9 protein-coding genes and 1 pseudogene are annotated in these 11,508 nt (G+C 63.0%); 4 read left to right on the top strand and 6 right to left on the bottom strand.

Annotated elements, in window-relative coordinates; translation table 11 throughout:
- Nucleotides 1-318, bottom strand: a pseudogene (locus tag H7J73_RS31065) (hypothetical protein); the annotation flags it as partial.
- A gap of 386 nt (nucleotides 319-704) precedes the next feature.
- Here H7J73_RS31065 and H7J73_RS31060 point away from each other — a divergent pair.
- Entirely contained in the window at nucleotides 705-1,421 is a 717-nt protein-coding gene (locus H7J73_RS31060; protein WP_264071652.1) for a HEPN domain-containing protein, read from the top strand.
- Between the two features lie 34 nt (nucleotides 1,422-1,455).
- On the opposite strand, the gene H7J73_RS33775 is transcribed toward H7J73_RS31060, so the two are convergent.
- The 3 genes from H7J73_RS33775 to H7J73_RS31045 form a co-directional block, all read right to left on the bottom strand.
- Entirely contained in the window at nucleotides 1,456-2,673 is a 1,218-nt protein-coding gene (locus H7J73_RS33775; RefSeq protein WP_308207455.1) for a recombinase family protein, read from the bottom strand.
- A 123-nt stretch (nucleotides 2,674-2,796) separates the two neighbouring features.
- Complete coding sequence (locus H7J73_RS31050; RefSeq protein WP_264071651.1) at nucleotides 2,797-3,978, bottom strand: cytochrome P450; 1,182 nt, start codon at nucleotides 3,976-3,978, stop codon at nucleotides 2,797-2,799.
- Complete coding sequence (locus tag H7J73_RS31045) at nucleotides 3,965-5,383, bottom strand: ABC1 kinase family protein (RefSeq protein ID WP_264071650.1); 1,419 nt, start codon at nucleotides 5,381-5,383, stop codon at nucleotides 3,965-3,967. Before H7J73_RS31045 ends, H7J73_RS31050 begins: the two co-directional genes overlap by 14 nt.
- A gap of 74 nt (nucleotides 5,384-5,457) precedes the next feature.
- On the opposite strand from H7J73_RS31045, the gene H7J73_RS31040 reads away from it, so the two are divergent.
- From H7J73_RS31040 to H7J73_RS31030, 3 genes are all read left to right on the top strand, one after another.
- Complete coding sequence (locus tag H7J73_RS31040) at nucleotides 5,458-6,057, top strand: TetR/AcrR family transcriptional regulator (RefSeq protein ID WP_264071649.1); 600 nt, start codon at nucleotides 5,458-5,460, stop codon at nucleotides 6,055-6,057.
- Between the two features lie 242 nt (nucleotides 6,058-6,299).
- On the top strand, nucleotides 6,300-7,769 hold the full coding sequence (locus H7J73_RS31035; RefSeq protein WP_264071648.1) for a hypothetical protein: 1,470 nt from the start codon (nucleotides 6,300-6,302) through the stop codon (nucleotides 7,767-7,769).
- 48 nt (nucleotides 7,770-7,817) lie between these two features.
- On the top strand, nucleotides 7,818-7,952 hold the full coding sequence (locus tag H7J73_RS31030; RefSeq protein WP_264071647.1) for a hypothetical protein: 135 nt from the start codon (nucleotides 7,818-7,820) through the stop codon (nucleotides 7,950-7,952).
- Between the two features lie 278 nt (nucleotides 7,953-8,230).
- On the opposite strand, the gene mobF is transcribed toward H7J73_RS31030, so the two are convergent.
- Nucleotides 8,231-11,035: a MobF family relaxase gene (mobF, locus tag H7J73_RS31025; RefSeq protein ID WP_264071646.1), complete on the bottom strand. Its 2,805-nt coding sequence runs from the start codon at nucleotides 11,033-11,035 to the stop codon at nucleotides 8,231-8,233.
- A gap of 274 nt (nucleotides 11,036-11,309) precedes the next feature.
- The gene (locus tag H7J73_RS31020; RefSeq protein ID WP_264071645.1) at nucleotides 11,310-11,498 is read right to left on the bottom strand and encodes a HigA family addiction module antitoxin; all 189 of its coding nucleotides are present in this window, start codon (nucleotides 11,496-11,498) and stop codon (nucleotides 11,310-11,312) included.
- Nucleotides 11,499-11,508 lie beyond the last annotated feature (10 nt).

The following is an 11,508-nucleotide window of genomic DNA, read 5'->3' as shown; positions in this document are numbered from 1 at the left end:
GTTTTGGGTGGCCCACTTGGTCTGCATCTGACGCACGGCTTCTGCCGCCGAGAACATGGGTCCGGCGTTTTGGGTGGCCCACTTGGTCTGCATCTCGCGGGCTGCCTGCAGGGCCTCCACGACCGAGGCGATGGTGTGCATCTGACGGGATGGCGTCACCGCCGGGAGAGCGTGTGAGGTCACGCTTGAGGGAGGAGGCGTCGTCGCAGATATGGCGTGGGCGCGTGCGACGGCGCGCAGCGCCACTGGATAGGTGGTCCCGGGATGCAACCGCTGGTAGGCACGGGCCGCCTGCTTGTGTGCTGAATTTCTGCTCATGTTGAACTCCGATCACAATGGACGGCGGAACCCTGTACCTCCCGCCACTCATGTGACGGAACATCGCAGATCCTTTGGATCTTGCCCTCAAATGCCACTTGGCGGTACAGGCGCCAGTGTGACTCGGGGTCAGCCATGCGATACGACTCTGCAGTTATATTACCGCGTCGAGACCGCATATGGAGTGCCACAGATTCGAGGCCGTGTCGAAGTCGCTGAAGTGTCGAGCGTGTCTCAGATCCTCAACGTCGGAGGCGAGTGGAACAGTCACCAAATGTGAGCATGATCAAGCAGACCGCAGCAGGTCCCATTAGGCGGTCGTTCCTATGACTTCCGGGCAACTTCCCGACGATTTCTCGAGGAATCTGGTCACCTCGATATTCGAGTTGTTCGTCGAGCCGGAGATCACCCGTCGCGGCCTTGCGCTGGACCAGGATGAGGTCCGAAAAGTTGTGGTCGAGCTAAACCCCGACCGACCACACCCCTTAGTGCGTCTCAATGATCAGGCCAAGATCGTGGCTAGTGTCAGCGTCGCGCGTGACATCGCCGAAGGCGAGGACGTGACGGCTGCAGACATTGATGAAGTTCACAGTGTGGAACCCGAAGGCATAGGCCCCAACAGCGGATACGTCTGCTTCGCGGTCATCAACGGTCGTCAATGCATCAAGTTCGACTTCCGCTACAACAAGGAACGCGTGGCTCGGCTACTTCTCCGAGCACGACAGTTCTTCGATACTGCAGCGGATTGCCTCGAAACCCGGCCCGCGGTGGCATGCGATTTGGCGTTCTCCGCAGCCGAACTCTCCATCCAAGCTCAAATGCTCCTTCAGCAACAACGGACCAAAAGCCATGTGCAACGGCAGGAGTGGATCGACTCATGGACCGAATTGGACAACGCTCCCCCCGAGCACGCCGATGCACTACGCCAACTTCGCGACCATCGCCTGCAGGGCCGCTATGAGCAGGTCGAGTTCACTGTGAACGGGTCTGCGCTCAAACCGCTGATGAACGTAGTCGAGGAGATGATCCAAGTGGCCGAGACCTACGCCGGATATGCCGTGCAACGAGTCGACGATCAGACAGAGGATCTACAGTCTGAGTAAGTTTCACCACGTCCGAAATCGGATTCTTCTACACTCAAAACGTCTGCAGTGCTTGGCTTCCCAGGTGAACCAGGTCGGTCGCGGCAGCCTGCCCCAATGCCGCGGCCCCGGCGGTAATCGCCGACATGACGAGCTGTTTCAGACGGCTCGGATTCGGCTGCTCCGAAGCTGCTTCGTCCTTGATCTCCGATGCGATGCGGTGGGCCTCAACCACTTCAAGAGAATCCCCTGACGCGGCTTCCAGCGCGTCTGCGACCGCGACAGATCTTTCACGCTGCTGGGTCAGGGTGTAGGTCTGCGTCGCCCCAGGGCTGCCCACCGCCACATTGGTGCTGTTGCTGATGTTGATCATCGTTATGCCTTGGGGATCGGCGGGTGTGTTTCCACCCCGCGCGGATCGTTCGGCGTCGGCGATCACTTCACCCCGTGGAGTAATTGACGGGCGGACAACGCCGTGACCAAAGGCGCCACCGCCGCTCAGGTAACCCTCTTCTTTGAGCCAGTTCGATGCGGCAGCCACCTCCGTCTGGGTTAATGGATCAGCTTGCCAATCAACGGTTTTGGCGACATCCTCTGCGAGAAGGGAAGGGTGCCGATTGCCGTCGACCATGGCTTTGAGGTACAGCCATCTCAATACTGCATCCCGGACGCTCCAGACGCGGTCTATCGCGCTTGCGGTCACCGTGCTGTCTTCTTTCTGTTGGTGGTTCAGGGCTCGGTATAGAGTCGATCGGCCGACGAGGAGCATGTCGGCGATGTCGGGGACGGACATCCCGGATTCAGCCAACCGACGTGCGTGGTCGAGCCGGTGGCCGGTGAGCACCTTCGGGCGGCCGCCGATCCGACCGCGTGATTTCGCCGCGGCCAGGCCGGCCATGGTGCGCTCATGATTGATGCCTCGCTCGAACTCGGCCAACGCGGCGAAGACATGGAGGATCAGGCGCCCAGTCGCATTGGTGGTGTCAATCTGCTCTGACAAAGAGCGCAATCCCACTGCTCGAGATGCCAGGCGCTCCACCAGGTCCAGGAGATGCGGCAGCGATCGGCCAAGTCGATCGAGCCGGGTCACCACGATGGTGTCCCCTCCTTGCGCTTCGGTAAGGAGTTCAGGGAGAGCCGGCCGTTCTGCACGGGCACCGGATGCAGTGTCTGTCCAGACCAGCGCGCAGCCGGCCTTCTCCAGAGCGTCCACCTGGCTGCGTACCGTCTGATCGCTCGTCGAGACCCGGGCGTACCCGAGCATGCGGTTCATGTCTAAATCTCTACCACCGGCCACCGACAGTTTTGGTACACGTTTTAGAGACGGCAAAAGGCCAGCTGGCGAGCAGCCGCGGTATGCGTCCCAAAAACCTTCGTTATTGGGACATAAGTGGCGTCAGCAGGAGAAGACGGTGGGCATGGTCAGGGGGCCGCGAATGGCAGGAGTGTCCCGCCATGTCGGTGGACCGCAGAGGGTGGGCCGTCGTGCGATGACATGCTGCAACGCGACCGTCATTTCGAGGCGGGCCAGTGCGGCCCCAAGGCAGTAATGCGAACCGTAGCCGAACGCCAGGGGGGCGGGTCCGGCTCGGTCTGGTTGGAGTTGGTCGGGCTGATGAAAGACTGCTGGATCGCGGTTGGCGGCGGCAAGGACGATGAGCACGGGTTCGGTGGCGCGGATGGTGACGTCATCAATGATGTGATCGCTTGTAGCGGTGCGTCCTACGGCTTGCACGGGTCCGTCGAGGCGGAGCAGTTCGTTAAGCAACTGGCCGTCGATGGTGTCGACGGTGTTGACCGGCCGCGCTCCGTCAGGGCCAGGTGTTAGTAATCGAATTACGCTGGCCCCTAGTAGGTTCGCGGTGGTTTCGTGACCGGCCACGGCGATGATCAATGCGTTGGTGACGACGTCGTCGAGTTCCAGATCTGGATCGGCTCCGATAAAGCTGAGGAGGTCGTCGCTGGGATGAATGCGTCGATCAGCGGCCAATGGCAGCAATTCGGTGAGCAGTGTGGCGAATGCTGCTGTTCCGCCCTCCACGGCAGCGGGGTCGACGAAATCGCCGAGCATTCTGCTGATTGCGGGGGATTCCTCACGCAGCAATCGCGCAGAGTCGACGTCGAGCTCCAACCACGCTGCGGCGACGGCGATGGGAAGAGGCAACGCGACATCGTTCATAAAGTCGAACTCCACTCCGGATGGAATGTGATCGAGCGTTTCCGCCGCGATCGCCTCGATGCCATTTGTGAGTCCGGTGATGAAGGTACGGGTGAAGACGTCGCGGACGGCGTCGCGCAGGCGGTGATGATCGGCGCCGTCGGTGGTCAAGATGTTGCGGCGCAGAATGTCTGAGCCCATTGCGCGGACGGCGCGCGGCGCGTTCGGATTCGCTAGGGGGTCGCTCGTCCAGCCGGGTTCGCCCAGGATCTGCTGGGCGAGGTGGTAGCCGAGGATCAACCAGGCACCGGTGTCGTCATCCCAGACGACGTTGCCTTCGCGGCGGCGCTGCTCGTAGAAAGGGTACGGATCGGCCGCATCCCACGGCAGCTTTCCTGCCGTGACGTCACGGGTGGTCATGATGGTCCAATGCTGAAGGCAGACCGCGCTCGCGGACCCAGGCGTGGTGTTGCTTGCCGAGTTCGGTGACCGGATCAGCTGCTCCATCGAAATCCTCGACGATCGCCCGCACCGGCAGCGTGGCGTCGAGGCCGGCGCACACGCTGCTGACGGCCAGCTGAACCCGGGAGGCAAACACGTAGTCGTCGGGAGCGGTCATGCGGGCCACCGGATGGTCGGTGTCACGCACGTCGAACAAGCAACGAACAACACGGCTGATCGATTCAGCTGTGTAGGTCACGGGCTGGGGTGTAGTCGCCATGGTCTCGTAGAGAAGCTCAGACTGCCATTGATACAACTCGTCAGCGGTCAGGTCCGAGTCGGCGGTGAGGTAACCGGCCTGCACCATGATGTCGCGGATGTCCTCTTTGCGGCCTTCGGAGAGGGCCCGGTTCATGGCTACCTGTCGCCAGCGCTGAAGTTCGGGTAGGACCTTGACGCAGCCGAAGTCGACAAACCCGACGGTGCCGTCGGTGTTGAAGCGGTAGTTGCCGGGGTGGGGGTCGGCGTGCATCAGGTTGGCGTGTCGGAAGCTTCCGTATGCGAACCGCTGGATAATCTCAGCCCAGGTGTTCTTCAAATCTTGGTCGGCCTGTTGTGCTGCGTCCCAGCCCATTCCGTCGAGATAGGTCATCGTCAACACCCGATCGCCAGACATTTCGGCAATGACCTCGGGGACTCGGATGAATGGGTGGTCTCGATAGAGTTCGCTGAATGCTGCGATGGTGGCCGCCTCGTGCCGATAGTCCACCTCTTCGGAGATTCGCGCCGCGGCCTCGCGCGCCACGCTCCTAATATCCATCTTCATTCCCGATGCCGAGGCGGCGAAGCGCAGAAACGTCGCTAGCAGCTCAGTGTTGGCCAGATCGTCGCGGATGGCTTGAGCCACACCGGGATACTGGATTTTGACGGCGACCTGACGACCGTCGCGCAGGACGGCGCGGTGCACCTGACCGATCGATGCAGCGGCTATCGGCTGATCAGTGAACTCGACGAGCTGCTCAGTGGCGGAGCCGAGTTCGGCGCTGAGAAGGTTGCGGACCAGATCGGGATGCATCGGCGGGGCGTCGGCCTGCAGTCTGCTCATGGCTTTTTGGTATGGGTGGAACCCGCCGGTGCCCAGTGCGCTGGTGTCGAGCATCGACATCATCTGTCCGGCCTTCATCAACGCACCCTTGGAGTGGCCGAGCAGTTCGGTGTAACGCTCGGCGGTGCGTTCGTGAAACTGTTCGACGGCGCCGTCCTGGCCCGCCTTTTCTCGCAGGCCGGCCACGAGGCGGCCGCCTGCGGCCCGGGCGGTGAAACCTGCCAGCGGCATCGTGCGCCGAATCCGCCCGCGTGGAACGGCATCGTCCTGATGCGGCATTGCGTCCCCCGAGTCTCACCATTGGAAGTAAAGTAATATCTTGTTCAAGGTAAGCGATCACTTTGGAGAGGTCAATGACAGTAGCGGCGCCGACACGCGACCGGTTGGTCACCGAGGCGATGCGGTTGTTCAGCGTGAAGGGCTACGAGGCCACCAGCGTCTCCCAGATCGAAGCCGCCGCCGGGTTAGCGGCCGGCTCGGGCGCCTTGTATCACCACTTCAAATCCAAAGAGGCGCTCCTGTCGGCGGGTATCGACCGCCAACTCGACCGCCGCCGCGCGATGCACGATATCCGTGCACTGTTTGCAGGTCTCGGGGATCTACGGGCTGAGCTCACCGCCCTTGGCCGGTACCTGCTCACCGTCGTCGACGAGGAGATCGAGCTATTGCAGATCGCTGCGCGCACACCGGCGGGCCGATCGGCTCACCTTGACCGAGCCTGTGCCGCACTCGTTGATGGGATCAACGCCGAACTGGCTGAATGGATCACCGCCTGGGCGCCGGCACTCCCACAGCAAGAATGCGAGGTCCTGGCCGCGCTCGGCATCAACAGCATCCTCGGGACCCGCATCGAGACAAGCCTTTTCCACCAGCCCCAAGCACGCATACCCGATGCCCGCTACCTCATCGAATGGACAGCACTCCTCGCCACCCGCATCGAAACGCTCAGCTGACACCCCCAGGTTTGAACGCCACGTAACTCTCCCCTCCCCGGACCGGCAGCTCCAACCAGGAACCTGCCAATTAATCGCCCGACGGGCGTCCGCGCCAGGTCGGCGGGTTCTCTCCGCCGTCCCGAAACTTTCGTTCTCGGAACGCGCGCCGGACCCCCAACCTCCTGATCAGGAGTTGAGGGGTCCACTTTTATGGGATCGACAGCGCGCCCTGCTGGCCGTCAGTTGCCGGGACCGCTGGCATGATCGACCTCATGGAGACGCCAGCGCACGAACGGCGGCAGGTCGAGGACTACCTTCGCTCCGAGTCAGGGGATGACTTTGAGATCGAGCACGTCGAAAAGCTCACCAGCGAATACGTTCTCGGCCAGCAGTATGACGTTTGGGACGCTCACACTAGCGACGGCCGCTGGTGGTTGATTACCAACCCGCTGAACCTGTACAGCCAGGACCAAATCAAGAGCATGGACATCGCTTTGTCTTTCCATATCGGCCTGATGAGCCGAATGATGGCGAGTCGTCCGCACCCAGCCGCCCGCCAGGGCGCCTGGGTTCTGGAAGTTACCCGGCGATTAGACGTGGCAGCCCAGAGCCTGGAGAGAGCCAAGGAAGTAGAGGACTTCCAGTCCGTCGGAATGCGGCTGCGCGAGACGCTACTTTCCCTGGCGGCCAAGCTTGCCGGCCTGGGGTACCAGACAGACGCTGGCGCTGCTGACCTCCAGCAGGGCAACTTCAAGGCGTGGGCCAGCGTGTGCGCCGAGGCAGTAGCTGCGGGCAGCAGCGCGCAGCACCTACGGGGACTGCTGAAGGCGCTCAGCGAGAAGACCTGGAACTATGTCGCATGGCTGACCCACGCGCGATCCGCCGGCCGGCCCGATGCCCAGATCGCCCTCTCAGCGGTCAGCCAGACCATTGAGGCATTCATCGTCGCGGTGAATCGCCACCGGCTCGGCGCACCACAGCGATGTTCAGTTTGCGCCTCCTACCAGCTCCGGGCCGAACACGTCAGCGACGGCGCCTGGATGAAGGTGTGCGAGGCCTGCGGATGGGAGACCACCGCCGAGACCGCCCCGTCGGTCGACGATCACGACCTAACTGGAGAAGACCGGGAAGCGGAGGAAGCCGGAGAACAACCAGCACTCGAAGGCGAATGCGTAGAACCTCAGGATTTCGGAATTTACATGTCTCCGAATCAGGCCCGCGCGGTACTCGAACAAGCGAGCAGCCGGGCAGCAGACAAGAGCGTCCAGGAGGACTGGGCGAACCCGTTCGCATTCTTCTTCCCCGAGGATGCGAGCCTGGCCGACGTGCACCGGATCGCCTACACGACGTTCATCCACGACCCAGCCGGGGGCGCGGAACTGGCCTATTCCTGCGCCGAGGCAGCCTGCGTCAATCCCGCTCACGCACAGGAGATCCCGCTGCCCGACGAGACCCGCTGGATGTGCGGCATCGTCGAGAAGGTCACCTGCCGCCCAGGGCAACTCGAAGTGCACATCAGCACGTACGGGAACGGATCCTGGCGCGTGTTTGTTGACCACATGATGCTCGATCGGTACGGACTCGGGGACGCCAGCAGCCTCACCGAGCGCGTCGTATTCTTCACTCAGCCGGACGATCATGGACAGGTCCGCCTGCTCCCGGTGCAGCGCCGCACCGACTACGCAGGAGGCTCCCCCGTTGTTGGTTGGCTCGACCCGCCGTCGCTTTAACCGACAGCTAGGACTTGCCGCCCAACTCATAGCAGCCATAAGGAGTCGATGAGCAGATGCTTGCCCGACCTCCGCGCCGAACTCACCGCACTGGCCCGCTGCCTGCTCACCGTCGTCGACGAGGAAATCGAACTGTTGCAGATCGCCGCCCGCACTCCGGCAAGCCGATCACCGCCTAGGTAGCCCTCGCCGACGGAATCAACGCTGAGCTGGCCGAATGGATCATCGTCTGGCTCCGACACTGCTACCCGAAGGATGCGCGGTCCTCGCCTCACTTGGACTCAACGCGCCATCTTCGGAACGCGATTCGCAATTCGGTACCAGCCACTTCCAGCAACACGCAACACGCAACACGCAACACGCAACACGAGGATCGCTACCTCACCGAATCGACAGCACTCTTGGCAGCGCGCTCCGAAAACCTCAGCTGGCAAGGTGGCCTATCTCCACCGGCTCTGAAATTAGAGTTCGATTCCCCAAGCCTCACTACGGGCCAGCATTCTGGCGATGTGCTGCTGGTGGGTTAGACCCCTGCTGCGCTCCTCCTCCTGTCTTTCTGTCTGCCATGCGCGGTAGTCCGACTGTCGCCGGCCGGCGGCGGCGGCACGGCGGTTAAGAAGTGAGTGGACCCGGTCCGGTAATACCTCGCCTGGGGTTCGGGCGGCGTAGTCGTGAGCGGTGATGCCGGGTTGGTCGTTGGTGAGGATGTCGTGGACGAGGCCGGCAGCTTCGTTGCTGTCGCCGCGGGACATCTGATGAAACGCGTTAGGTAGTTGGTGGCTGTATTCGCTTTCTTCGGTGCTGCGTTGGTAGAGGCGCGCGGTGTTGGCTTGGCGGCCGCGGGTCATCGCGACGTAGAGCAGTGCGCGGCTGGTGTTTTCGCTAAGGACGGCGTGGCTGGCGTCAGCGGTGACGCCCTGCGCGGAATGCACGGTGACCGCGTAGCCCAGGGTGACATGGTCGCGGAGGTAGTCGTTGTCGAAGATGACTCGGGCTTTGTCGTCGAGGCGTTCGGCGGCAACACGATTGGTCTTGGTGTCGATGGCGGCGATGCGCCACCGGTTCCCATTACGCACCGAGGGCGGCGATCCGGTGTTGGGTGTGGAGTGGTGGAAGTCGATAGTGGGGTCGTTGCGGCGGCTGATGATGAGATCCCCGACGCCGACTTGCTGCCCTCGCGCGACGGTCACGGTGGCCGCGTTCTGGTCTATGCGGTCGCGGTGGATCCGCTGGTTGAGTGCATCGGCCATTTCGGTGGTGTCACACAACAGCAGGGCATCCTGTCCCAGCTGGACGTCCGCGGTGTAGGCGGCCAGGGCGTCGGCGGCCATGGTGATCGCGTCACCGCAATGCAATCGGTCACGGCGGCGGTACCAATCCACAGCACGGCCAATGGCTTTGGCTTCGCCGTCACGCAGCGCCAGGGAGGCGGTCCGCTCATCGGGATCGGTCATCCGCCAGACTTCTTCCAGGTGCTGGGTCCACGGCAGATCGGTGCAGAGTTGGGCGAACATCCCACCTCGGGCTTTGACGGGTGCCAGCTGGTGCGCATCCCCGACGAGCACGGTTTTGGCCCCGACCTTCGTGGTGGCCGTCAGGAGTTGGCGTAGGTCGTCGGTGCCGACCATGCCGGCCTCATCGACCACGACTAGCGTCCAGCAGTCCAGTGCCAACGTGCCGTCGCGCAGTGACTGGACGGCTTTGGCGATGGTCATGCCCTCATCCCCGGCGCCTTCGCGCATCGCCACATCGACCGCCTTCCCAGTCGGCGCCAACACCAGGACCCGTGCCCGCTGCCGGTGGTGTGCTGCTGCGGCGAGAGCTTTCAGCGAGGTGGTCTTGCCCGCACCGGCAGGGGCACTGAGCGGTTGGACCAGCCAGGGGGAATCCCCGATCGACATGACGACCTGCTTCTGTTGGGCAGACAGCCCGGCGGTGTCGTCATCCCAGAACCACAACTGCGAGCGCCGATCCTGCGCATCCACCAGATCCAGCACCGCCATCTCCTCAGCCAGAATCCGCGCGAGGGTGAACCGCTCGTGGCCTTCGCGTTCGTGCGCGGCACGCGGCGCGGTCAACCGCAGCCCGATCTCATCGACCGCAGCCTCGACCACCGCACGCGGTGAGTCCTCGGTGTCGACAGGGAGTTGGGCACCGATGATCTCCACCAAGTCGGCGCGGGTGAACGCCGCCTTCTCAATCTGCGCCGCCGCGTCGGCCAGGCGCGCACGGTGGAACGGGGTGCGCGCATCAGCGCGCCGTGCCGCACGCGCCGCATAGTGCGCGGCGCGGTCCAAGCCGAGACCGCGCTCATCGGCGCGCCACTGCTGCTGTAGCTGGCTCCATCCGAGTTCTTCGGGTTTGGTGGGGCGAGTGGCTTTCTGTGCGGCCGCCAGCTGCGCTGCAGTCAACGGACCCTCGACCGAGTCGAGGTGGTGCGCCGCCCATTCCCGTAACTGCGAAGAGCGCCGCGACCACGCGATAATCGACTCCCGAGTGACGCCGGCGATCTCGGCCATCCCCGTCGACGGGTCCACTGGCGCCCACTCGAATCCCAGCGATTGGTGCAGTTCGCGGCGCAGGGTGGCCTGGTAGATCACCCCGGCCGCTTTGGCCTCGTGATACAGCGACGTCCCATCGATCGACACCAACACTCCGTCTGCGCGTGCCTGACGGTTCGGCACGATCACATGCGTATGCAGGTGCGGATCCCCGCAGCGGCTCGTCTCATGCTGATAGGCCACCGCCACCAAACCCGGTAACCGCACCAGGTCCTTCTCCCCCGTCACGCCGTTATGCACCCGGGTATAGCCCGCGTGCGCGGCGAGATACTCCATCGCCTCCCCGAGCGCGGCCGCATGTGCGTTCGCCAGCGCCTTCGCCCCGACCTCATCGGCGCGCAACACACGGATCAGCGACACACTCTTGGGCGCACAGAAGGTCAGATCGAACCCGTGCACACCGCGCACCCCGAATGCGCGCCCCCGCGCACCACCCGGGGCGACCCCGTCATCGAGCCAGCGCGCCACCACCCCGGCATCAGCGGCACCGCCCGCGCGCTGGGCATCAGTCATGCCAACCAACCGCGCGGCGGCCCGGCTATCTCCGGCGCACAACCACACCGGCGTCCGGGTCTCATGCTCGCTGTAGTACTCCCCTAGCCCGCCGTTGGCGCGCTGCAGATCTGCGCTTGCGCGCTCAGCTGTCTTCGCGGTGTCGATGTAGTAGTTGATTGACCACCGCTTGAGCTTCGAAATTGTTAACAACAGCGAATCCACTCACAACCGCAGGCTTGACGCTTGCTGCGCCACAACCATTCTCGCACCCTTGTGCAAATGTGCCAATAGTATTTCAGGAGTTGGGACAGGGAAGAATGAGCTGAGAAGTGTTGAGGCGGTTATGGTTTAGATGATACGGGGAGAGACACGGTGAGATGAGTGCAGGACTGTAGTCATGGTGCAGAGCTCGGAGATGTCCGTTAGGTAGGGCAAGTGGGAACGGGCAAACACTCTTGCGGGCAATGGAATTCGCGCGAGCGGCCTAACAGATGCGTTCGATAGCGTCGAGGTGTGCCGCTAGGCGCTCACGGGCAACCTCCGCGTCGTAACGGGCCTGCATGTTGATCAAGTACATGTCACTCATGCCGAGGGCACGAGAAAGCCGGAGTGCGATGTCTGCGCTTATCGCCCGCTTGCCGTGCACAATTTCGTTAATGCGGCGGGCTGACACGTTGATCGTC

Source organism: Mycolicibacterium komossense (assembly GCF_025822605.1).
Taxonomy (GTDB): Bacteria; Actinomycetota; Actinomycetes; order Mycobacteriales; family Mycobacteriaceae; genus Mycobacterium; species Mycobacterium komossense.
The sequence above is the reverse complement of the archived record's forward strand: the minus strand, read 5'-3'. Positions and strand labels throughout refer to the sequence as shown.

Excerpts from the sequence above, each read along its gene's own strand:
- H7J73_RS33775 (WP_308207455.1), bottom strand. The coding sequence starts at position 2,673 with ATGAACCGCATGCTCGGGTACGCCCGGGTCTCGACGAGCGATCAGACG.
- H7J73_RS31050 (WP_264071651.1), bottom strand. The coding sequence starts at position 3,978 with ATGACCACCCGTGACGTCACGGCAGGAAAGCTGCCGTGGGATGCGGCC.
- H7J73_RS31045 (WP_264071650.1), bottom strand. The coding sequence starts at position 5,383 with ATGCCGCATCAGGACGATGCCGTTCCACGCGGGCGGATTCGGCGCACG.
- H7J73_RS31040 (WP_264071649.1), top strand. The coding sequence starts at position 5,458 with ATGACAGTAGCGGCGCCGACACGCGACCGGTTGGTCACCGAGGCGATG.
- H7J73_RS31035 (WP_264071648.1), top strand. The coding sequence starts at position 6,300 with ATGATCGACCTCATGGAGACGCCAGCGCACGAACGGCGGCAGGTCGAG.
- H7J73_RS31030 (WP_264071647.1), top strand. The coding sequence starts at position 7,818 with ATGAGCAGATGCTTGCCCGACCTCCGCGCCGAACTCACCGCACTGGCC.